At 71.9% G+C, this 22,442-nt stretch carries 18 protein-coding genes; 4 read left to right on the top strand and 14 right to left on the bottom strand.

The window, feature by feature from the left end; genetic code table 11:
- Positions 1 to 158: 158 nt before the first annotated feature.
- A complete protein-coding gene (locus tag OHB04_RS06320) occupies positions 159 to 1,631 on the top strand; it encodes an amino acid permease (protein ID WP_326692613.1) in 1,473 nt (490 codons plus the stop codon).
- Between the two features lie 166 nt (positions 1,632 to 1,797).
- Here the strand turns inward: OHB04_RS06320 and OHB04_RS06315 are convergent, their stop codons facing one another.
- The 6 genes from OHB04_RS06315 to OHB04_RS06290 form a co-directional block, all read right to left on the bottom strand.
- A complete protein-coding gene (locus OHB04_RS06315; protein ID WP_326686694.1) occupies positions 1,798 to 3,051 on the bottom strand; it encodes a cytochrome P450 family protein in 1,254 nt (417 codons plus the stop codon).
- A complete protein-coding gene (locus OHB04_RS06310) occupies positions 3,048 to 4,256 on the bottom strand; it encodes a cytochrome P450 (protein ID WP_326686693.1) in 1,209 nt (402 codons plus the stop codon). Before OHB04_RS06310 ends, OHB04_RS06315 begins: the two co-directional genes overlap by 4 nt.
- An 89-nt stretch (positions 4,257 to 4,345) precedes the next feature.
- Complete coding sequence (locus OHB04_RS06305; protein WP_326686692.1) at positions 4,346 to 4,954, bottom strand: GTP-binding protein; 609 nt, start codon at positions 4,952 to 4,954, stop codon at positions 4,346 to 4,348.
- 13 nt (positions 4,955 to 4,967) lie between these two features.
- Positions 4,968 to 5,330 carry a DUF742 domain-containing protein gene (locus OHB04_RS06300; RefSeq protein WP_326686691.1) on the bottom strand — a complete coding sequence of 121 codons (363 nt, stop codon included), beginning with the start codon at positions 5,328 to 5,330 and terminating at the stop codon, positions 4,968 to 4,970.
- The gene (locus OHB04_RS06295; RefSeq protein ID WP_326686690.1) at positions 5,327 to 5,755 is read right to left on the bottom strand and encodes a roadblock/LC7 domain-containing protein; all 429 of its coding nucleotides are present in this window, start codon (positions 5,753 to 5,755) and stop codon (positions 5,327 to 5,329) included. The genes OHB04_RS06300 and OHB04_RS06295 overlap by 4 nt, the downstream gene beginning before the upstream one ends.
- Positions 5,752 to 7,512, bottom strand: a complete 1,761-nt coding sequence (locus tag OHB04_RS06290; protein ID WP_326806985.1) for a sensor histidine kinase — start codon at positions 7,510 to 7,512, stop codon at positions 5,752 to 5,754. The genes OHB04_RS06295 and OHB04_RS06290 overlap by 4 nt, the downstream gene beginning before the upstream one ends.
- Before the next feature lie 220 nt (positions 7,513 to 7,732).
- Between OHB04_RS06290 and OHB04_RS06285 the strand changes: the two genes are divergently transcribed.
- On the top strand, positions 7,733 to 8,647 hold the full coding sequence (locus OHB04_RS06285) for an oxygenase MpaB family protein (protein WP_405806487.1): 915 nt from the start codon (positions 7,733 to 7,735) through the stop codon (positions 8,645 to 8,647).
- Positions 8,648 to 8,792: 145 nt separating this feature from the next.
- Here OHB04_RS06285 and OHB04_RS06280 read toward each other — a convergent pair whose 3' ends face one another.
- Entirely contained in the window at positions 8,793 to 10,277 is a 1,485-nt protein-coding gene (locus OHB04_RS06280) for a M1 family metallopeptidase (protein WP_326806984.1), read from the bottom strand.
- A gap of 167 nt (positions 10,278 to 10,444) precedes the next feature.
- On the opposite strand from OHB04_RS06280, the gene OHB04_RS06275 reads away from it, so the two are divergent.
- Positions 10,445 to 11,791, top strand: a complete 1,347-nt coding sequence (locus tag OHB04_RS06275; protein WP_326806983.1) for a M14 family metallopeptidase — start codon at positions 10,445 to 10,447, stop codon at positions 11,789 to 11,791.
- Positions 11,792 to 11,874: 83 nt separating this feature from the next.
- Here OHB04_RS06275 and OHB04_RS06270 read toward each other — a convergent pair whose 3' ends face one another.
- The 5 genes from OHB04_RS06270 to OHB04_RS06250 all read right to left on the bottom strand — a co-directional run bounded on the left by OHB04_RS06270 (position 11,875) and on the right by OHB04_RS06250 (position 19,575).
- The gene (locus tag OHB04_RS06270; protein ID WP_326686686.1) at positions 11,875 to 12,825 is read right to left on the bottom strand and encodes an FAD-dependent oxidoreductase; all 951 of its coding nucleotides are present in this window, start codon (positions 12,823 to 12,825) and stop codon (positions 11,875 to 11,877) included.
- A gap of 113 nt (positions 12,826 to 12,938) precedes the next feature.
- Entirely contained in the window at positions 12,939 to 14,558 is a 1,620-nt protein-coding gene (locus OHB04_RS06265; protein ID WP_326686685.1) for an ABC-F family ATP-binding cassette domain-containing protein, read from the bottom strand.
- A 585-nt stretch (positions 14,559 to 15,143) separates the two neighbouring features.
- Positions 15,144 to 17,591 (bottom strand): Tex family protein, encoded by a 2,448-nt coding sequence (locus OHB04_RS06260; protein ID WP_326806982.1) that lies wholly within the window; start codon positions 17,589 to 17,591, stop codon positions 15,144 to 15,146.
- Between the two features lie 158 nt (positions 17,592 to 17,749).
- Positions 17,750 to 18,622: an SCO6745 family protein gene (locus OHB04_RS06255; RefSeq protein ID WP_326686683.1), complete on the bottom strand. Its 873-nt coding sequence runs from the start codon at positions 18,620 to 18,622 to the stop codon at positions 17,750 to 17,752.
- A gap of 131 nt (positions 18,623 to 18,753) precedes the next feature.
- Entirely contained in the window at positions 18,754 to 19,575 is an 822-nt protein-coding gene (locus tag OHB04_RS06250; protein ID WP_326806981.1) for an enoyl-CoA hydratase/isomerase family protein, read from the bottom strand.
- A gap of 509 nt (positions 19,576 to 20,084) precedes the next feature.
- Between OHB04_RS06250 and OHB04_RS06245 the strand changes: the two genes are divergently transcribed.
- Positions 20,085 to 20,474 (top strand): ATP-binding protein, encoded by a 390-nt coding sequence (locus OHB04_RS06245; protein ID WP_326692611.1) that lies wholly within the window; start codon positions 20,085 to 20,087, stop codon positions 20,472 to 20,474.
- A gap of 114 nt (positions 20,475 to 20,588) precedes the next feature.
- Here OHB04_RS06245 and idi read toward each other — a convergent pair whose 3' ends face one another.
- The gene (gene idi / locus OHB04_RS06240; protein ID WP_326806980.1) at positions 20,589 to 21,149 is read right to left on the bottom strand and encodes an isopentenyl-diphosphate Delta-isomerase; all 561 of its coding nucleotides are present in this window, start codon (positions 21,147 to 21,149) and stop codon (positions 20,589 to 20,591) included.
- Positions 21,150 to 21,267: 118 nt separating this feature from the next.
- On the bottom strand, positions 21,268 to 22,263 hold the full coding sequence (gene galE / locus OHB04_RS06235; protein ID WP_326686680.1) for a UDP-glucose 4-epimerase GalE: 996 nt from the start codon (positions 22,261 to 22,263) through the stop codon (positions 21,268 to 21,270).
- Positions 22,264 to 22,442: the final 179 nt, after the last annotated feature.

Raw genomic sequence — 22,442 nt, 5'->3', positions numbered from 1 at the left:
GCCCCCCTGTGTGAGATCTGCCACCGCATAGTTGGCCCTTGAAGGGAAAGGTGACGCCTTGGTCCGCAGCCGTGGACTCACGGCGGCCGGTCCCGGCAAGCCCGTACCAGAGTGAGTTGGACCAACTAACTGTGAGCAACGACGTCGTCCAGGGCACGATTCCACCGCAGCCAGGCGGAGGTGACGGGGCCCGAGGACAGGGCACGGGTCCCGCACCGGATGCCGGTGACACCGGCTACAGCAAGGATCTCAAAGCACGCCATATCAACATGATCGCCATCGGCGGGGCGATCGGAACCGGACTCTTCCTCGGGGCGGGAGGGCGCCTCGCCTCGGCGGGCCCGGCCCTCGCCATCGCCTACGCCGTCTGCGGCCTCTTCGCCTTCTTCGTCGTCAAGGCGCTCGGCGAGCTGGTGCTGCACCGCCCGTCCTCGGGTTCTTTCGTCTCCTACTCGCGCGAGTTCCTCGGCGAGAAGGGCGCCTACGTCGCCGGATGGATGTACTTCCTCAACTGGTCGACCACCGGCATCGCCGACATCACCGCCATCGCGCTCTACACCCACTACTGGAGCTTCTTCACGAGCATCCCCCAGTGGGTGCTCGCGCTGATCGCGCTGGCCGTGGTCCTGGCGATCAACATGATCTCCGTGAAGATCTTCGGTGAACTGGAATTCTGGTTCGCGGTGATCAAGGTCGCCGCGCTGGTGATCTTCATGGTGATCGGCATCGTCCTGCTGGCCACGCAGCATCCGGTCGGCGGCTCGACGCCAGGCATGGGCTCCATAACCGACCACGGGGGCGTCTTCCCCAACGGTGTGATGCCGGTGGTCATCGTCATGCAGGGTGTCGTCTTCGCGTACTCGTGCGTAGAGCTGGTCGGGGTCACCGCGGGGGAGACCGCCGAGCCGCACAAGGTCGTTCCCAAGGCCGTCAACGCCATCATGTGGCGGGTCGGCTTCTTCTACGTCGGCTCGGTGGTGCTGCTCACGCTGCTGCTGCCGTGGGGCGAGTACAAGGACGGACAGAGCCCGTTCGTGACGGTGCTGTCCAAGCTGGGGGTGGACGGCGCCGGAGACGTGATGAACCTCGTCGTCCTCACCGCCGCCATGTCCAGCCTCAACTCCGGGCTGTACTCGACGGGACGCATCCTGCGCTCCATGGCGATGGCCGGCTCGGCGCCGAAGTTCACCGCCCGGATGAACCGCAGCCAGGTGCCCTACGGCGGCATCCTGCTGACCTCGGCGGTGTGTGTCGCCGGTGTGGGCCTCAACTACGCGATGCCCGGCAAGGCGTTCGAGATCGTGCTGAACATCGCCTCGCTCGGCATCATCAGCACCTGGTGCACGATCATGCTCTGTCACCTGGTGTTCGTCCGCCGTTCCAAGGAGGGGCTCGTCGAGCGGCCGTCCTTCCGGCTCCCGGGATCGCCGTACACCGAGTACGTGACGATCGCCTTCCTGCTCGGCGTCATCGCCCTCATGTGGAACGACCCGGACGTGGGACGCAAGACGGTGCTGCTCGTGCCCGTGATCGCTGCCGCGCTGGTCGTCGGCTGGTTCGCGGTCCGGCGGCGCGTGCGATCGGCGGCGCTGGAGGGAAGCGCGGAATTCGGCGCGGGAGCGAAGGACTAGTGCCGGGAGGGGCACTAGCTCCGGCACCCCGGCCATGAAAAGGCGGGCGCCGGGCGGGCCGATCTCGGCCCGCCCGGCGCCCGTGGTGTTGAGCGCCGGTGTGCGCACGCGCCGGTTCAGGACGCGCGGGTGCGCCGATACGAGGATCCGCCGACGCCGCGAGCCGTCAGCGCAGCAGCACCGGAAGCTCGTACAGCTCGTTCTGGGTGACGGACGGCTTGTTGCGCAGCTCGGAGGGGTCGACGGCCAGCCGCAGGTCCGGGAAGCGCTCGAACAGCGCGGGGAGCGCCACCAGGGCCTCCAGCCGGGAGAGCGGAGCACCCGGGCACACGTGCGGTCCGTGGCCGAAGGCCAGGTGGCGGGTGGGGGTGCGGGTGATGTCGAAGCGGTGGGCTTCGACGCCGTGCTGGTGCTCGTCCCTGCCGGTGATCCCGTAGCTGATGATCACCCCGTCGCCCTTGCCGATGCGGGTATCGCCCACGTCGATGTCCTCGGTCGCGAAGCGGATGAGCACATGGGAGGTCGGCGCGTCCCAGCGCAGCGTCTCCTCGATGGCCGCTTCCCAGGGCACCTCGCCCGAGCGCAGGAGGGCGAGCTGCCCGGGGTGGGTCAGCAAAGCCACCACCGCGCTGACGATCAGGCTGATCGTCGTCTCGTGACCTGCGGCGATCAGCACCTTGACGGTGCTGAGGACTTCCTCGTCGCTCAGCGAGTCACCCTCCTCGGCGGCGGTCAGCAGCGCGCTGGTCAGGTCGTCGCCGGGCGACTCCTTCTTCTGGGCCAGCACCGCACCGAACAGGGCGTCCAGCTCGGCGAGGATGCTCTGCATCTCTTCGCCGGGGGTGAGGCTGCTGAAGAAGCCGTCGTAGAGGGTGCGCAGCCGCGGGATCTCGGGGGTGTCGATGCCCAGCAGGTCGCCGATGACGGCCATGGGCAGCGGGTAGGCGAACTCCGACTTCAGGTCGACGGGGCCCTCGGTGCCGGCCCGCGCCTCCAGCGCGTCCAGCAGCCCGGTGGTGATCTCCTCGAGACGGGGCCGCATCGCCTCCACCCTGCGCGGGGTGAGGGCCTGCGCGGTGAGCGCGCGCAGCCTGCGGTGCTCGGAGCCGTCGAAGGTGAGCATGCTGGGGCCCGGATCGGCGAGCCCGATCAGCGGCCAGGTCTCGGGGATCTCGCCGCGCTGCCAGGCCGCCCAGTGGGCGAGGTCCTTGACCAGCCTGCTGTCCGTCACCAGTCGGCGGGCCTCGGCGTGGTGGGTCACGGCCCACACCGGCACCCCGCCCGGCAGCTCGACGGCCGCGACGGGCCCCGCGGCGCGCAGCCGGGCGCCCTCGCCCACGAGATCGCGTACCAGCGGGTCCAGCGTGATCACCTCACGCGCACCGTCTCCGCCGGCACCGGTGAAGGGACATGACGTCATCGGTTTCCTCCCGGGCCGCTCGTGGGGGTCGGAGTGAAGCGCACCGGCAGCGAGGCCAGGCCGCGCAGCCACGGCGAGGGACGCCAGACCAGCGCCTCGGGACTCACCGCAAGCTCCACGTCGGGCAGCCGGTCGAGCAGCACCTCGATGCTGGTACGGGCGACGCCCTCGGCGATGTCCTGTCCGGGGTAGGGGCAGCGGTGATTCCCGTGTCCGAAGGAGAGGAAGGCGCTGTTGCCGCCGGTGAACGCCTCCTGGTCGGGGCGTACCTCCGGGTCGCTGTTGGCCGCGGCGAAGCTGAGGATCAGCAGGTCGCCCGCCGCGACGCGCTGCCCGCCGAGCCGGGTGTCGCGGGTGGCCCAGCGGCCGGCGATGTTCTGGGAGGGGGTGTCCTCCCACAGCACCTCGTTCATCGCCTCGGGGACGCTGTGCCGGCCGCCGGTGAGAGAGGCGGCGAACCGGTCGTCGGTGAGCATCAGGCGCAGCGAGTTGCCGATCCAGTCGGCGGTGGGCTGGTGGGCCGCGACAAAGATGACCAGCATGTCTTCGACGAGTTCTTCGAAGGAGAAGTCCTCGGTGAAGTCGTGGTGCAGCATCCGGGAGGCCACCCCCGCCGCGGGCGCCGCCCGCCGTGAGGACATCAGGGTGCGCATGGCGGTCATGACGTTTTCCCTGCCCGCGACCGCGTCCTCGCCGCCGTCGACCAGCGCGTTGATGCTGGGCACCAGCGCCCGGCCCTCCTCGTCGGAGAAGCCGCAGAGTCTGGCCAGGACGAGCGCCGGCATCTCCATGGCGTACTCCGCGATCAGGTCCGCCGTGCCCCGCCCGCACATGGTGTCGATGAGTTCGTCCGCGAAGCGCTCGGAGTGGGTGCGCAGCTCGAACGGGTCGACGGCTGCCAGCGCGTCGCTGGTCAGGGACTTGCGGCGCTGGTGCCGCTCTCCGACGGTGTAGAGGATGGAATCCTGCTTGCCGACCATCGGCAGCAGCGGCCAGTCGGCGGGGATGTTCGGCCACTGGTTCCACAGGCCCGAGTCCCGGCTGAAGAGCGCGGGGTCGGTGGTGACCTGGTGGAGCTCGCGGTATCCGAGCACCAGCCAGGCGGGCACCTCGCCCGGCAGGGTCACCGGTGCGAGGGGGCCGTGCTCGGCACGCAGCTCCCGGTAGACGCGGGAGCGCTGGTCGTTGCGGAATCTCGGCCCCATAAGCGGGACCGCTTCGGAGCGGGGGCCGGAGCCCGCGTGCGCGGGGCAGCCCGGAGGAGCGGGGGGCGTGGTGCTGTGTTGCGGGGTGGTCACGGAGCGGTCTCCCGGGCGGCGCGCGCGGTGGACAGGGCGTACAGGTGGTGGACGAGCGCGAGCAGCACGTCCCGGCTGGACTCGCGGGAGCGTGCGTCGCACTCGACGAGGGGGACGTCCTCGGACAGGTCGAGGGCTTCGCGCACCTGCTGGGCGGTGTGCTGGGGCCCGCCGAAGTCGTTGCGGGCGACGATGAACGGGGTCCCGTGCGCCTCCAGGCGGTCGATGGCGTACCAGGAGTCGGACAGCCGGCGGGTGTCCACCAGCACCACGGCGCCCAGCGTGCCCGAGAACAGCCGGTCCCACAGGAACCAGAACCTCTCCTGGCCGGGCGCGCCGAACAGGTAGAGCACCGTCTCCTCGTTCAGGCTGATCCGTCCGAAGTCGAACGCGATCGTGGTCGTGGTCTTGCCCCGGACGTCGGCGACGTCATCGACGCTCTCCCCGGCACGGGTCATCGTCTCCTCGGTGTTCAGGGGACGGATGTCGCTGACGGCCCGGACCATGGTCGTCTTGCCGACCCCGAAGCCGCCGACAATCACGATCTTCAGCCCGTGCGCCGCCGTGCTGTGCAGTGGCGGCCTGGCCTCGGGGTCGGGTGTCATCCCTGGGATCGCTTCATATGTTGCGGAGTCCAACGAGCACCTGCTTCAGGATGTCGGGGTCGGGCAGCGCGTGGGCGGCGGTCGCCTTGCGCGGATGGCGGGCGGTGATCTTTCCCTCGGCAAGCAGGTCGCCCAGCAGGATGCGGACGACGCTGACGGGCAGGCCGAGATCCGAGGCCAGCTCGACGACCGCCGTGGGGAAGCGGCAGACGCGCAGGATCGCGGCGTGCTCCGACTGCATGCCGCGCACGGGCTCGCCCTCGCTGACCACGAGTGTCACCAGGTCGAAGGTGTCCGCACCCGCAGCGGAACGGCTGCGCCCACCGGTGACGGTGTACAGCCGGTCCGGGTCGTCGTCCCGGCCCGGCCGCTTCATGCCGGTCCGTCTCCGTGCCCGTCGCCTGTGGCGGGCTCGCGGGGCGGTGAGCTGAGGTACTCGCTGAGCTGTTCGACCAGTTCGTTCATGTTGTGGCCGATCAGCCCGACGTCGGAGTCCTCGTCGGCGACGACGGCCAGATGCGCGCCGTCCCCCGCCTCCACGACGAACAGGATGCCGCCGTAGAACTCGGCCATGGCCTGGCGCACCCCGCCGCTCCCGTTGCCGAACTCCACGGAGGCGCCGTGGGAGAGGCTCTGGATGCCGGCGGAGATGGCCGCGAGCTGGTCGGCCTGGTCGATGGACAGCTCCGGAGTGCGGCAGAGCTTGAGTCCGTCGCGGGAGAGCACCAAGGCGTGCCGGGCACCCGGCGTACGTTCCAGCAGACTCTCCAGCAGCCAGTCGAGCTTGCTGTCAGTGATCATTCGGTGTCGTCCTCCGGGAGGGGAGAGGAACGGGCGGGGGAGGAGGCCGGAGCCGACGAGGTCCGGCTGGTCTCTTCGGACGGACTGCCGCCTTGAACGGCGCGGCGGAAGTCGCCGAATCTCGCCCCGGACGGGCGCCGCGGCCGGGTGGGGCCGCCCGGGGCGCCTGGGGAGTCCGGGGAGGTCGCGGAGTCGGGGTCGGGGTCGTCGGGGGAGGACGCCCCGGAGGGGGAGGACGCTTCGGAGGACGCGCTCCGTGCGGCGGTGGACTCGGAGCGGGCGACGGCAGCGAGCGTCTGGCCCCGCCGACGCTTGGGAAGCCCGCTCTCGCCGAACTCCGGCGGGGGAGGCGCGGCGGCGTGCTCGCGCCCGCTTCCGGGGTCGCCGTCGCCGTTGCCGTCCATGCCGGAGACCTCCGTCCTGGCGGGCTTGCCGGGCCGTGGCCCGGGTTCTTCTTCCTGTTCCTGGGAGGGCGGCAGGGCCGTCGGCCGGGGGGCGGCACCCGCCGTGGCGACGGCGCGCGGGGCGCCACGCGCGGGGTTCCGGGCATCCGCGGCGGGGCGTGCGGCGGCCTGCGCGGGGGCGGGCGCGGTGGGCTCTTCGGTCCGCGGCTCGGTGATCAGCTCGCGCGGGATCCGCACCAGCACCCCCGTGCCGCCGTGCGCCGAGGGCCGGAAGGAGACCGACAGGCCGTGCTTGCGCGCCAGCCGCCCCACGACGGCGAGGCCGAGGCGGGTGCCGGACAGAGTCGTCAGGTCGCCGTGCTCGGCGGAGACGGCCCGCTGGGCGCGGCGCAGCGCGACCTCGCCCATGACCAGGCCGCCGTCCTCGATGGTGATGACGGCGCCCGCGGCCACCTCCTCGACGTAGACGTGCACTTCGGAGGTGGGCGGGGAGAAGTTGGCCGCGTTGTCCATCAGTTCGGCCAGGGTGTGCATCACGCCCTCGGCGGCGTGCCCCGCGATGGCGACGGTACTGGCGGAGTGCAGTCGCACGCGCTGGTAGCCGCTGATGCGGCCCATGGCGCCGCGCAGAATGCTCTCCATGACGATCGGCTTGGCCCAGCGCCGGCCCGAACGCGCCCCGGTCAGTACGGCGATGGAGTCGGCGATACGCCCGGTCTGCGCGGTCCTGTGGTCCAGGTGCAGCAGGTCGCCGAGCACGTCCTCGTCGGCGTGCCGGTGCTCCATCTCGCGCAGGTCGGCGGCCATGCTCGTGGCCAGCGCCTGGACCCGGCCCGCCGCGTTGGCGCACGCGGACATGGCGGCGGCCCGCATGCTCTCGCCCCTGTGCACCTCGGTCGCCAGGGTGACCAGCACCTTGCGCTGCGCCTCGGTGGCCACGGGGGGAGCCTCGGCGAGCGCGGTCTCGGCCGAGCCGCCCGCGCGCAGCCGGGCGATGACGGCGGGGACGACGTCGGCGGCGAAGTGTCCGTCGGCCGCCTCCCGGCCCGCCGCCTGGGCGTCCTGGGCGGCGAGGCGGGTGCGCAGCGCCCGTGCGGTGAGCACGGAGTGCGCGGCGACGGCGACGGTGACGCACAGTACGAGGCCCGCGGCACCGCTGCCCCAGGCGACCGGTACACGGACGGACTCGGGCGCGGTGTAGACAGCGCTCAGACAGGCGACAGCGGCGACCACCACGGCGGCCAGCAGCGCGAGGGCCGTGCCCGTGGCCGTCCCTGGTGCCGCGGCCGACTGCCGTTCCGTGCGGCCCGCCGCGCCGTCGGCCGGTGGCGGTGGTATCTCGGGGAAGGTCATCAATCAGGGTCCTCGGGGACGGGAACCGGGCAGAAGCGAGAGTTGAGCCGCAGCCCTCCGGTCAACGTCGCACTAATATAGGGCAGTTAGTGATCACGTTGTGACAGTGGGGTACATCAGTTCAAGAAGGCGCCCGCACACCACCCCCGGCGGGAGCCTTGGCGGCACCCCCGACCGGCTCTGCGAGCCGGCTGGGGCCGTGCGTCCCGCAGGTCACCGGATGCATCATGAAAGCGTGACGGCACGTGAAACGCACTCGCATCCCCACTCCGGATCGGGCCCGCCCCCGCGCCCGGACCACGCCGGCCCGGAGCCCCCGCCGCCGGGCGGCATCCTGTGGGACGTGGCAGGCGAGATCCGGATGCTCCTCATGCTGCCCGCCGCGCTGACGATGCAGGTCGCCCACCCCGCCGTGGGCGCGGGCGTGGATGAGCACTCCGTCTTCCGCACCGACCCCTGGGGCCGGGGCGAGCGCTCCTTGCGCAGCGTGCTGCTGTGGGTCTACGGGGGAGAGGAAGGCGCCGAGGAGGGGCGCAGGCTGCGCGAGCTGCACAAGACGATCCAGGGCACCGACGCGCACGGCAGGAAGTACCACGCCCTCGCTCCGGCCTACTACGCCTGGGTGCACGCCACCGGATTCCCCACCTACCGGCACGCCCAGCGATATCTGGGCCGCCGCCCCTACACGGCGGCCCAGGAGCGGCAGCTGTACGCGGAGTGGCTCCAGGTCGGCCGCGTCCTGGGCATCAACGACCGGGACATGCCGCAGACCCTCGAGGAGTTCTGGCCCTACTGGAACCGGATGCTCGTCGAGGAGATCGAGCCCACCAAGGTCGCCGTCGAGCTGGCGGCGGTGAACCGCGACATTCCGCCGCCGCCCTACGGATCCCGCCCTGTGCGGGTGGCTCTCCGGATGGTGTGGCCGCTTGTGGTGCCCGGGATCGCGCGGTTCCGGCGCTTCATGACCGTCGGGATGATGCCGCCTGAAGCGCGGCGGGCGCTGCGGCTGCGGTGGACGGTGCGGCAGGAGCGACGCTTGCGGCGGCTGGGGCGCGTCTTGGCCTTCGTCGTCCCCCGCCTCCCCGAGCGTGTCCGCTACCTCCCTTACGCCCGGTGCGCTCGTGCGGCCCGGTGATGTGGCCCCTGCCCCGTCCCCTCCTCCCCCCGGCCTTCGGCCGGGGGCGCCACCCATTTCAGGGGCTCCGCCCCGAACCCCCGCTCCTCAAACGCCGGAGGGGCCAAGGGGCAGCCCGTCCGGCACCTGAGGGACGACGAGCGCGCTAGCGCGATTCGGTGACCGGATGGTCCACAGAGTGGATCTGCTTCCACGAGCTGGGCTTGTTCGGAGCCGCGTCAGCGGAAGCGCCCGCCGCCGAGGCGTCGGGCTTCGACGGCTCGTACAGCCACGTGTCGAAGAGCGAGTTCAACGACGTACCGGAAACCTCCTCCGCGTAGGCGACGAAGTCGCCCACGTCCGCGTTGCCGCCCGCGTGCTGCTTCGGCCAGCCCTTCAAGATGGCGAAGAAGTCCTTGTCGCCGACCTTGTTGCGCAGCGCCTGCACCGCCATGGCGCCGCGGTCGTAGACAGCGCTGTGGAACTGGTTGGCAGCGCCGGGGTCGCCGGGCTCGACCTTCCAGAACGCGTCGTCGGCCGGGTGTGAGGCGTAGGCGTAGTCGGCCAGTTCCTGCGCGGTGCCCTCACCCTGGTCCTCGGACCACAGCCATTGGCTGTACCGCGCGAAACCCTCGTTGATCCATATGTCCTTCCAGCCCTTGAGCGAGACGCTGTCGCCGTACCACTGGTGGGCCAGTTCGTGGACGACGACCGAGGTGTTGGAGCCGTCGGAGAAGTCGTCGGGGCTGTAGAAGGGCCGCGTCTGGGTCTCCAGCGCATAGGTGGTGTCCGTGTTGGGGACGTAGCCGCCCACCGCGTCGAAGGGGTACTTGCCGAAGTATTTCTCCAGCCATCCGGTCAGCTCGCCGGTCCGCTCGACGCTCGCCCGCGCCGCGCCCGCGTGCTCGCCGAGATCCTTGCTGTAGGCGTTGATGACGGGCAGTCCGGAGTCCGTCTTGTCCTGGGTGATGTCGAACTTGCCGACGGCGAGGGTGGCGAGGTACGTGGCCTGGGGCGCGCGGGAGCGCCAGTTGTAGCGCGTCCATCCGGCGCGCGAGGACTGCGACTGGAGCGTGCCGTTGCTGATCGCCTGGGTGCCGTCCGGGACGGCGACGCTGACGTCGTAGCCGGCCTTGTCGGTGGGGTGGTCGTTGCTGGGGAACCACCACCAGGCGGCCTCCGGCTCGTTGGCCGCGACCCCGCCGTCCGGGGTGCGCAGCCAGGAGGTGAAGCCGTTCACCTCGACCTTGGAGGGGGTGCCCTGGTAGCGCACGACTACGGTCGCCCGCTCACCCTTGGCCAGGGACTTGGCCGGAGTGATCTCCAGTTCATGGGCGCCGGAGGTGGTGAACTTCGCCTTCTTCCCGCCCACCCGCACTTCGGTGACGTCCAGCGCGAAGTCCAGGTTGAAGCGCGACAGATCCTGGGTGGCGGTGGTCAGCAGGGTCGCCGTGCCCTCCAGCGCGTCCGACTTCGGCTGGTACTTGAGCCGCAGGTCGTAGTGGGAGACGTCGTATCCGCCGTTCCCGTAGTCCGGGTAGTAGGGGTCGCCCACGCCCGGCGCTCCCGGGGCCGGTTCGGCGGCCGAGGCGGGGACCGCCAGCAGCAGCGAGGCTGCCACCGCACCCGGGACGATCAGTCTGTGACGCACGAGTCCTCCAACTCTTCTGCAACTTCTCCGCGACAGGAGTCACTTCGTCCGAAGGCTATGTACTCCTGTTGTGCACCGCATGTCCACGCCACCATCTGTCATACGATCGCCATCCCGTGGACACGCGCCCCTTCTGCACATGAGTGCACACGGTTAACGTCCGTGGCATGCCCACGCTCGCGCGGTTCAGCCGCGCCCCCTGGAAGACGGCGGCCCTGACGTCGGCCGCACTGCTCCTCCCCCTGCTCGCCACCGCCCCCCTCGCCGAGGCGGCCCCCGGCCCGCGCGCAGCGGCCGATCCGCCCCGCACCGGCTTCGAACGCACCGACGGGGCACGCTGGACCACCCAGCCCGAGGAACAGGACTTCCTGGCCGCCGTCGACAAGGCGAGCCGCCGCGTCGCGCTCGACACCATCGGAACGACCAAGCAGGGCAGGCCCGTCCAGCTCGTCCGCATCGGTGCCCCCGCGCCCTCGGGACCCGAGCAGATTCGGCGCGGCAACTCCGTACTGCTCATCTGTTCCCAGCACGGTGACGAACCCTCCGGGCGCGAGGCGTGTCTGACGAAGCTCCGCGACCTCGCCTTCACCAAGGACCGCGCCACCCAGCGCTTCTTGTCCCGTACGACCGTCCTCGTCGTCCCCACGGCCAACCCCGACGGCCGCGCCGCCGACACCCGGGGCAACTCCGACGGCATCGACATCAACCGCGACCATCTGGCCCTCAAGACGGCGGAAGCCCGCGCCATGGCGGCCCTGACCCGCGACTACCGGCCCGACACGGTCTACGACCTGCACGAGTACGGCGCCACCGAGCCGTACTACGTCAAGGACCTGCTCTCGCTGTGGCCGCGCAACCTCAACGCCTCGCGCGGCATTCACCGGGAGTCCACGGCGCTCTCCGAGAAGTACGTACGCCCCTCCGCGGGCGACGCGGGCTACAGCACCGGCATCTACGGCATCTGGACCGACCCCGAGACCGGCGAGCCGGTCAAGCAGGTGGCGGGCGACGGGCAGGAGCGCATCCTGCGCAACACGGTCGGCGTCAAGCACGCGGTCGGCCAGCTCGTGGAGACCCGCGTCGATCCCCTCACAGAGGAGGAGAAGGCGGACGAGGCGCTCAACAACCGCCGCCGCGTGGGCTCCCAGCTCGCCGGGCTGAAGGGCGCCTTCGACTTCACCGGCCAGCGCCGCGGCAGGATCGAGGCGGCCACCGACAAGGCCCGCGCCCAGGGCTGGGCCGACCACGGGCCCGTCCATCTCGGCGGCGCCGACAACGAGAAGCCCTCAGACGACCAGGTCCTCACCGACCCGCCCTGCGGCTACCGGCTGAGCGCCGGCCAGTGGCAGGACGTCAAGACCCCCCTCGGCCTCCACGGCGTCAAGGCCGAACGCCGGGGCGACGGCGTACTCGTCCCGCTGCGCCAGTCGCAGCGCGCGCTGGTGCCGCTGCTGCTGGACAGGCGCGCCGAGTTCAAGCTGACCGACGGAACGCCGGCCGAGACCTGCCGCTGAGCTCTCAGGGCGTTCACGGTGTCCCGGGCGGCCCCGCGTCCGGGACCCCGCGCGTGCGGGTCGGCCGGGCACAGGTGTGCCGGTCAGCGAGCACGTCCCGGCGGGCCCACCAGCCGCGCCGCGTCCACCGCGCAGCCCCACGAGACCGTGACCCCCGCGCCGCCGTGCCCGTAGTTGTGCACACACAGGGACTCACCGCCGCGCCCGTCCGGTACATGCTCGGCCTCCAGCCGGACGCTCGGGCGGAACGGGCGCAGCCCCACGCGGTGTTCGAGGACCTTCGCCTCCGTGAGCGCCGGATGGATCCGCGCGCAGCGCCGCACGATGGCCTCCGCGGTCGCCGGATCGGGCGTGCGGTCCTCGGCGCCGTCGTGTGCCGTGCCGCCGAGGACCAGTCCGTAGGGCTGGGGCACCAGATACGTCGTCTCGCTCGCGTCGCTGCTCGCGGCGACGTACCACTCCTCGATGCCGGGGTTCTCCACGACGAGGATCTGCCCGCGTACGGCGCGTACGGCCGGGTCCGGCACCAGTTCGCGCGCGCCGAGCCCGGTGCAGTTGACGACGACGGGCGCCTCGGCAGCCGCCTCCGCGAGCGAACGCGCCACGCGGCGCTCATGGCGTCCGCCCGCCGCCTCGAACCGCCCCGTCAGGTAGCGGAGATAAGACTTCATATCGACAACCGGGGCGCGGGGCGGGGAGCCGGTGAGCGCCCTCCACTCCGGAGGCGGCACGCTGTCCCGCGTCCGTCCCCGCACCAGCCGGACGCCGGTCAGGGGCGGCTGCTCGGCGAGCCACGAGAAGTGGCGGAAGGAGCGGACGGCCCACTCCAGAGCCCGCGCCTCCGGCTCGATCCGGTACGGCCAGCACAGGCCGCCCGCCACGGCCGAGGTCGTCTCGTCCGGCCCCTGCGGGTCCCACAGCCGTACGTACATGCCGCGCTCGGCCAAGGTCACGGCCGTCGTCAGTCCGATGATCCCGCCACCTATGACGACGGCACCCCGGCCGGCCCCGTCCCGCTGTGTCACATCACCCATGGGTGAGAGCATGCGCCGCTTGCCTCGAATGTGGTAGCTGAGGTGCTCATTCGTCCTGCCGGACGCGCGGCCCGCGTCTCCAGCGGTCGCCCGGACAGGCGTTCCCGTAGCCGCTACACCTCCTCCGGATCCACCTCCGTCAGCTCCCCGTCCGCCAGGCTCAGCCACCGTGTGATCCCCAGCTCCCGCAGGAACGGCACGTCGTGGCTGGCGACCACCAGCGCGCCCTCGTACGCCGCCAGAGCCTCCCGCAGCTGGCGGACGCTGGCCATGTCCAGGTTGTTCGTCGGCTCGTCCAGCATCAGCAGCTGGGGCCCCGGCTCGGCGAGCATCACCGCGGCGAGCGTCGCGCGGAAGCGCTCCCCGCCCGAGAGCGTGCCCACCGCGCGATCGGCGCGCTCGCCCCGGAACAGGAACCGGGCCAGCCGTGATCTGATCTGCTGGTTGGTCGCATCCGGCGCCAGCCGGGCCACGTTCTCGACCACGGACAGGGCATCGTCGAGCACATCCAGCCGCTGGGGCAGCCAGCGCAGCGGCACATGGGCGCGCACCTCGCCGGAGACGGGCGCGAGCTGCCCGGCGACGGTCCGCAGCAGCGTGGTCTTGCCCGCGCCGTTCGGCCCGACGAGCGCGATCCGGTCGGGCCCGTTCACCCGCAGCGTCACCCGCGCACCGTGCCGCAGCTCCGCCTCCTCCATGGTCAGGACCTGCCGCCCGCGCGGCACCGCGGTGAACGGCAGCTCGACGTGGATCTCCGCGTCCTCCCGGACCCGCTCCGCCGCCTCGTCCAGCCGCTCCCTGGCCTCCTCCAGGCGCTGCTCGTGCAGGTTGCGGTGCTTGCCCGCGGACTCCTGCGCCTTGCGCTTGCGCGCGCCCAGCAGGATCTTCGGCTGACTCCCGCTGGCGGCGATCTTCTTGCCGTAGCGCGCCCGCCGGGCCAGCTTCGTCTGGGCCTCGGCCAGCTCGCGCTTTTGCCGCCGCAGGTCCGTCTCGGCCGCGCGCACCATCCGCTCGGAGGCCTCCTGCTCGGTGGCGATGGTCTCCTCGTACGCCTCCAGATTGCCGCCGTACCAGGAGACCTCACCGTCGCGCAGCTCGGCGATCTGGTCGACCCGGGCGAGGAGTTCGCGGTCGTGGCTGACGACGATGAGCACGCCGTTGAAGCCCGTGACCGCGTCGTGGAGCCTGCGCCGGGCCTGCCGGTCCAGGTTGTTCGTCGGCTCGTCCAGCAGCAGGATGTCCGGCCTGGCCAGCAGCAGTGCCGCCAGCCGCAGCAGCACCGACTCGCCGCCCGAGAGCTCGCCGATGGTGCGGTCGAGTCCCACGTGGGCGAGGCCGAGCTGATCGAGCGTCGCGCGGGCCCGCTCCTCGACGTCCCAGTCGTCTCCCACGGCGGTGAAGTGTTCCTCGCCCGCGTCGCCCGCCTCGATGGCGTGCAGCGCGGCCCGGGTGCGGGCGATACCCAGCGCCTCGTCCACGCGCAGGGAGATGTCCAGCGTCAGGCTCTGCGGGAGATAACCCACTTCGCCCGAGACCTTGACGGAGCCCGCGTCGGGAGTCAGCTCACCGGCGACGATCTTCAGCAGGGTGGACTTGCCCGTGCCGTTGAGCCCGATCAGCCCCGTGCGGCCGGGGCCGGCCGAGAGGTCGAAGCCGGTGAAGACGGGGCTGCCGTCCGCCCAGGAGAAGGACAGCCGGGAGCAGGTGAGGGCAGGGGTGGCGAAAGAGTTCATGGGACCTCCAGGTCGCATCGCGTGCGGGGCGGTGAACAACGCGGGAGACACCGGACCCCGGGGCGCGATACGCCGCAGAGGCAGGAGGTCAGAAGACGAAGAGGCGGAGAGATAGGGCCGGCTCGCTTCCGAGGTCACACTCGTGGCACACAGACAGGGCACACGGTGTCTCAGACCTCAGATACGCAACGGCCTCTCCAATCGACGGCGACAGGGCCAGTTCGGGACCATACGCGGCGCGGTCGGCGCCCGCAAGCCTTTTCCGGCGCGCCGGGAGGCGCGGGGATCCCGCACCGCACGGCTGTGCTGCCGCACCCCATGGCTGCTGGGTGAGGTGATGGCGCGGCTGTGAACACGGGCGGGCTGTGAAGGTGACCGCGGGCGGGCTGTGAACGCGTGCGGGCGGCCCCCGCCCGGGGGCCGCCCGTTGTCCTTCGGCTCGGCTTCCTGGCTCGGCTTCCCTCGGCCGAGCAGCGGCCCGTCACCGGGGGCGAGCAGCGGCCCGGTCACCGGGGGAGTGGGCCCTGCGGCGGTCAACCGCGGGCCCACCCCGGGAGGTCGCGGGCCCACCCCGGGAGGTGAGGTCTACGCCAGGCCGGCCCGGCGCAGCGCCTCCGCCATCTCGCTGTTGCCCGGCGCGGGCGCGGAAGAGCCCTGCCCGCCACGGCGCTTGGCGCCGCCGCTCTTCTGGCCGCCCTTGGGCCCGCCGCCCTTGCCGCCACCGTCCTTGGGCGAGCCCTGCCGCTGACGGGGGGCGCCACCGCCGCCCCGGCTCTCGCCGCCGCCCTGGTTGTCGCTGCCGCGCTGGCGGTCGCGTCCGCCGCCGCGCCGAGCGCCGCCGCCCGACTCGGGCTCGTCATCCAGCCGCAGGGTCAGCGAGATCCGCTTGCGCGCCTCGTCGATGTCCAGGACGCGCACCTTGACGATGTCGCCCGGCTTGACCACGTCGCGGGGGTCCTTCACGAAGGTCTTGGACATCGCCGAGACATGGACCAGGCCGTCCTGGTGCACCCCGACGTCCACGAAGGCGCCGAACGCGGCGACGTTGGTCACCACGCCCTCCAGCACCATCCCCTGCTCCAGGTCGCTCAGCTTCTCGACGCCCTCCTTGAAGGCAGCCGTACGGAAGGCGGGACGCGGGTCGCGGCCCGGCTTCTCCAGCTCGCGCAGGATGTCGGTGACCGTCGGCAGGCCGAACGTGTCGTCCACGAAGTCCTTCGGCTCCAGCGCGCGCAGCGCGGAGGAGTTCCCGATGAGGCTCGGCACGTCCGTGCTCGTGGCGCGCACCATGCCGCGCACGACGGGGTAGGCCTCCGGGTGCACGGCCGAGGCGTCCAGCGGGTCGGTGCCGCCGCGGATGCGCAAGAAGCCCGCACACTGCTCGAACGCCTTGGGGCCCAGCCGCGCGACGTCCTTCAGCTCGGCCCGGCTCTTGAAGGGGCCGTTGCCGTCGCGGTGCGCGACGATGTTCTCGGCCAGCACCGAGCCGATGCCCGAGACCCGCGAAAGCAGCGGTGCCGATGCGGTGTTGACGTCCACCCCCACGCCGTTCACACAGTCCTCGACCACCGCGTCCAGCGAGCGGGACAGCTTCACCTCGGCCAGGTCGTGCTGGTACTGGCCCACGCCGATCGACTTCGGGTCGATCTTCACCAGCTCCGCCAGCGGGTCCTGGAGCCGGCGCGCGATGGAGACGGCCCCGCGCAGCGACACATCCAGCTCGGGCAGCTCCCGTGAGGCGAAGGCCGAGGCCGAATACACGGAGGCGCCCGCCTCCGAGACCATCACCTTGGTGAGCTTCAGCTCGGGCTTGGCCGCGATCAGCTCGCCCGCCAGCTTGTCGGTCTCCCGCGACGCCGTGCCGTTGCCGATCGCGACCAGCTCGACCTCGTACGTCTGCGCGAGGGCCGCCAGCTTGGCCAGGGACTCGTCCCACTGCTTGTGCGGCGCGTGCGGGTAGATCGTGTCCGTGGCCGCGACCTTGCCCGTCGCGTCGATCACGGCGACCTTCACGCCCGTACGCAGCCCGGGGTCCAGGCCCAGCGTGGCGCGGGTGCCGGCGGGGGCCGCCAGCAGCAGGTCGCGCAGGTTGGCGGCGAAGACGCGCACCGCCTCGTCCTCGGCGGCCGTGCGCAGCCGGGTGCGCAGGTCGATGCCCAGGTGCACCAGCACGCGGGTGCGCCAGGCCCAGCGCACCGTCTCGGCCAGCCATTGGTCGGCCGGACGGCCCTCGTTGCGCACGTCGAAGCGGTGCGCGATGGAGCGCTCGTAGGAGCTGGGGCCCTCCTGCGCCGCGTCCTCTCCGGCGGGCTCCGGCTCCAGGGTGAGGTCGAGGACCTCTTCCTTCTCGCCGCGCAGCATCGCGAGAATGCGGTGCGAGGGCAGCGCGGTGAAGTCCTCGGAGAACTCGAAGTAGTCGGCGAACTTCGCGCCCTGCTGCTCCTTGCCCTCGCGCACCTTCGCGGCGAGCCGTCCGCGCTCCCACATGCGCTCGCGCAGCTCACCGATCAGGTCGGGATCCTCGCTGAAGCGCTCGGCCAGGATCGCGCGGGCGCCCTCCAGAGCGGCGGCGGTGTCCGCGACACCCTTCTCGGCGTCCACGAAGGCGGTAGCCGCGGCCGAGGGCTCGACCGTCGGATCCCCGAGCAGCCCGTCGGCGAGCGGCTCCAGACCGGCCTCCCGGGCGATCTGCGCCTTGGTGCGCCGCTTGGGTTTGAAGGGCAGATAGATGTCCTCCAGCCGCGCCTTGGAGTCGGCGGCACGCAGCTGCGCCTCCAGCTCCTCGGTGAGCTTGCCCTGGCCGCGCACGGACTCCAGGATCGTCTCGCGCCGCTCCTCCAGCTCCCGGAGATAGCGCAGCCGCTCCTCCAGGGAGCGAAGCTGCGCGTCGTCGAGCATCTCGGTCGCTTCCTTGCGGTAGCGCGCGATGAACGGCACGGTCGACCCGCCGTCGAGCAGCTCGACAGCGGCACTGACCTGCCGCTCGCGTACGCCGAGTTCCTCGGCGATCCTGCCTTCGATGGTCGTCGTCACGATGGTTCGTTCCGCCTTCTCGGTGCTGTGGTCCCCCGGTAGGCATGCATTGTGGCAGGTGGGTCCGACAGCGCGGCGCAGGCGGGGCGGCCGTGGAGCGGGCGGAGCCGCTGGTCAGCCCCTGCCGGGCGGGCGGCCGGCCCTGGCCGAGCCGCTGGTCAGCCCTTGCCGATGAGGTCCGCCGGGTAGGCGCCCGCCTCGGCAGCGGCGCGTGCGAAGCCGCCTGCCAGCTCGGTCAGCCGCGCGACTCCCTCGGCGCCCAGCCGCTCGTAGGGCCGACGGTCCAGCCGGTCCGTCTCCTCCTCCAGCGTTTTACGTAGCTCGACACCCTGCTCGGTCAGCTCGCCGTCGTCGCCCAGCAGCCCGCGCTCGGTCAGCCGCTGCTGCGCGGCCGACCAGTCCTGCGTGTTGTAGCCGCGCGTGCGCAGTACCCACGTGGGGTTCATCCCCCGGCCGCTGGCGGTGTGGCTCACCAGGGCCTCCAGCGCGTCCAGTTCGGCGTTCTGGAGGGCGGTGATGTGTCCGTCGCCGCGGTGTTCGCGCAGCAGGGTCGCCGCGTGCCACAGGGTCAGGTGCGGGGCCTGCGCCACGGGCGGTACGGGCAGGTCGGCGTTGGCCGCGTACAGCGGGCGGCCCGAGCGGGTGCAGCCCTCCGTCGCGGTGAGCGCCAGGCCGGCGGCCTCGGCCATCTCCTCGGAGGCCACGGCCTTCTCGCCCAGCAGGTTCCGCAGCGTGGCGTCCACGGCGCGCAGCCGCGCCGCCAGCACGGTCGCGGGGGAAGCGGAGTCCCACACCTCGGGGACGAAGCGGGCGACCAGGGCGTGGTTGTAGTTGTAGAAGGTGGCCGTCACGGTGCCGGCGGACGCCGCGCCCAGGGGGGAGGCACGCACGGCGAGGTTCACCGCGTGGGAGTCGTCGATGCCGTAGGGCGCGAGTTCCTTCCCCAGCAGGGGTGAGAAGTACAGCGTGGAGTGCAGGGCGTTCAGGGCACTGTGACAGCGCCGCCCGGCGCGTTCGGGGAGTGACGTCATGCCCGTACGCTACCGGGCGGTACGAGCGACCTGAAGGGGAGGGGAACGAGCGGCTCCGCCTGTCTGCCCGCCGCCCCCGTCCACCCGGCGACTGTCCCCGTCGGACTGCCCAAGGGTGGCGAACAGCCGTGTCAGGAAGGCCAGTTGAAGCGCGGAGGGCGGCGCTCGAGAAAGGCGGCCACGCCCTCGGCCGCCTCGCCGCAGGCCGCGGCCTCCCGCTGCCAGTGCGCGCGCCGGGCGGGGTCGGTGTGCCCGTCGGTGAAGTCCTTGGCCGCCGCCTGGGTCAGCGCCGAGCGCCGCGTCAGCGTGCGGGCGAAAGAGGCGACCCTTTGGTCCAGTTCGTCCGCGGGGTGCACCTCGTCGACCAGTCCGGTCCGCAACGCGCGCTCCGCGTCGATCAGCTCGCCCGAGAAGAGCAGGTACTTCGCGGTCGCCGGGCCCACCAGGCGCACCAGCCGCTCGGTGGAGGAGGCGGGGTAGACGATGCCGAGCTTCGCCGGGGTGATGCCGAAGAGTGCGTCCTCGGCGGCGAACCGCAGGTCACAGGCGGCGGCGAGCTGGCAGCCGCCACCGACGCAGTGGCCGTGCACGGCCGCGAGGGTGGGCTTGGGGAAGCCGGCCAGCGCTTCTTCCGCCGCCACCGCCATGGCCTGCGATTCCCCGGCGGCGCCGCCCGCGGAGAGGGCCGGATCCCCGGTGGCTCCGGTGCCGCGCAGGGAGCCGATGTCGGCGCCCGCGCAGAACGTGCCCTCGGCCCCGGTCAGGACCAGCACGCGCACCCCGGGATCGGCCGCGAGGTCCTTCAGGAGCGGGGGCAGTTGCCGCCACATCCCGGGAGTCATGGCGTTGCGCTTTTCCGGATGGTGGATGGTGACGGTCACGACACCGGCGCCCCTGTCCTCACCGTCCGTGGTGACCGCGTCGTCCCGCGAGGTGAGCAGAGTCGGCTCCATGGGCGTGATCGTATCCGCGGAGGCCCCGCGAGGGGATCAGGAGGGGCAGCGGGGCGATGCAAGATCAGTCACAGAGCTGATCGGTGCGTAAGTCTTCTGTCAATTGCCATCGATAAGTGCCGACTTGCAGTCAGTGGACCGGACCAGCCCCTCGGAGTACCAACACTCGATGCAAGTGCATCTGCAAGCACGCTCATGCACAGAGAGCTTGAAAGCTTAACAACCGAGGAGAGCGGGGTGCGGAGATGGAGAGCCGCGGTAGGCGTCTGTCCGGCGTCGTCAGCAAGGCTCCCCCAGGCGCGGGGAGAGTCGTTTCCCTGGTCACCGGAGGGCTCGCTCCGGTCGCGACGCCGGTGCAGGAGCGTGCCGAGCGCCAGCGTCAGGAGTACGACGTGCGGGTAGAGCCGCGCCCGGAGCGCCCCGAGAGCGCCGCCCGCCAGGAGGGCAAGGGCCGTCCCGAGGGCCGCGCCCCGGAAGGCACCTGGCGCTTCACCGCACCGTCGGCGGATGTGTCGGTGCCCCGTCTGCGGCACGCCGTACGGGACCTGCTGCGGCGGCAGCCGGCCCCGGTGCCCGAGGACACGGTGGAGGGCCTGCTGCTGATCCTCTCCGAGCTGGTCACCAACTCCGTGCGGCACGCCGCGCTGCTCTCGCCCGAGATCGGTGTGGAGATCTCTCTGGGTGGAGGCTGGCTGCGGGTCGCCGTCGAGGACAGCCACCCCTACCGCCCCAAGGCGCTGGACGCCGACCCGCTTTCGGGGAACACGGGCGGGCGCGGACTGCTGCTGGTCAAGGCCGTCACCGGCGAGGCGGGCGGCGTCTGCGACGTGGAGAAGACCAGTGCGGGCGGCAAGATCATCTGGGCCGCGCTCCCCCTGGCGCCCCGACCTGACGCCTGAACCCCCGGCTGAGACTGGACGCCCCGGCCTGCGCCCCACGCCGAGGGCAGGGCCCCACGCGGCGTGAGGGCCTCCCGCACCTTCTCGTGAGCTCCCGCACCAGCGGGCCGCCGCTCACCAGCCGCCGGCACCGCCCGTCACCTCGCGGATCGTGGGCCGTGCCGCGTCCAGCACTGTCATGAACCAGGTGGAGAACGGGTCGGTGGCGTGCCGCTTCTCCAGCTCCTCCGGCGTCACGAACGCCGTCTCCGCGATCTCCTCGGCATCCGGCCGCAGCTCCTCGCGCACGAGCCCCGCGAACAGGTGGTTGTACTCCTGCTCGACCAGGCCCGAATCCGGGTCCGGGTGGTTGTAGCGCACCGTGCCCGCCTCGCGCAGCAGCGAGGGGGCCACGCCCAGCTCTTCCCCGACCCGGCGGGTGGCGGCGGCGAAGGGCGCCTCTTCGGGGTAGGGGTGGCCGCAGCAGGTGTTGGACCACACTCCGGGCGAGTGGTACTTCCCCAGCGCGCGCCGCTGGAGCAGCAGCCTGCCCTCGGCGTCGAAGAGGAAGACGGAGAAGGCCCGGTGCAGCTGCCCGGGAGGCAGATGGGCGGAGAGCTTCTCCGCGGTGCCGATCGTCGTCCCGTTCTCATCGACCAGTTCGAGCATGATCGGGGCCGCTGAGCTGTTCGCCATATTGATCCTTCATGTGGGCCTGTGGGCAGCGTGATCCAGTGTGCCGTAGTTGATGCCCCGACTCCGCATTGTGAGTACTTCTGCGCACTCCGCACACCCGAGGGCGCCCCCCGACTGCTCAGTGCGCCGGGGTACGAGCCTCCGGATGGTGCAGCAGCCAGCCCTCCCACGCGGAGGTGACCATGTCCCGCACGCCGAAGCGCGGCTGCCAGCCCAGCTCCTTACGGATCCGCTCGGCCGAGGCGACCACCCGCGCCGGGTCACCGGGGCGCCGCGGCAGCACCCGGGGCGCCGGCTCGTGCTTGCCGGTGACCTCCGCGATCAGGTCGGCCATCTCCCGCACGGAGACACCCTCGCCCGTGCCGACGTTCAGCGTCAGCTCGCGCCCCGTCTCCTCGCCGGTGGCGAGCGCGCGGGCAGCCGCGACGTGTGCCTCGGCCAGGTCGCGCACATGGATGTAGTCCCGGATGCAGGTGCCGTCCGGGGTCGGGTAGTCGTCGCCGAAGATTCCGGGGGCCACTCCGCGTGTCAGGGCGTCGAAGTACATCGGGACGATGTTGAAGACGCCGGTGTCCGACAGTCCGGGCTCGGCGGCGCCCGCCACGTTGAAGTACCGCAGACAGGCCGTCTCCATCCCGTGTGCCCGGCCCGTGGCGCGCACCAGCCACTCGCCGGCCAGCTTGGTCTCGCCGTACGGGTTCATCGGCACGGCCGGGGTGTCCTCGGTCACCAGGTCCACGTCCGGCATGCCGTAGACGGCGGCGGAGGAGGAGAAGACGAAGCGGCGGATCCCCGCGTCGGCCACGGCGCTCAGCAGCTCGGTCAGGCCCTGCACGTTCTCCCGGTAGTAGCGCAGCGGCTGCTCCACCGACTCGCCGACCTGCTTCTTGGCCGCGAGATGGATCACACCGCTGATCCCGTGCTCGGTGAGCGTGCGCTCCAGCAGCGGACGGTCCAGGACGGAGCCGCGGACCAGAGGCACCTCGGACGGGAGGCGCTCGGCGATGCCGCTGGTGAGGTCGTCGAGCGCGACGGCGCGCTCACCGGCCGCCGTCATCGCCCGGACGACATGTGCGCCGATGTAGCCGGCGCCGCCTGTGATCAACCACGTCATGTCCCGAACCCTATCCGCCCCCCGGTTGTGACCCGAGCCCATGATCGACCATGCTGGGGCGCGCGGGCGCTCCGCGGGCAACACCGGGGCGATGAACGCTCGGTGAAGGCCCGCTCCGGCGATCCGATACTCTCTGCCGACATGCCGCGCCAGCCCTCGGCCGGGCGATGGCGCGCTGT

The organism is Streptomyces sp. NBC_01775 (assembly GCF_035917675.1).
In the GTDB taxonomy this organism is placed as follows: domain Bacteria; phylum Actinomycetota; class Actinomycetes; order Streptomycetales; family Streptomycetaceae; genus Streptomyces.
The sequence above is the reverse complement of the archived record's forward strand: the minus strand, read 5'-3'. Positions and strand labels throughout refer to the sequence as shown.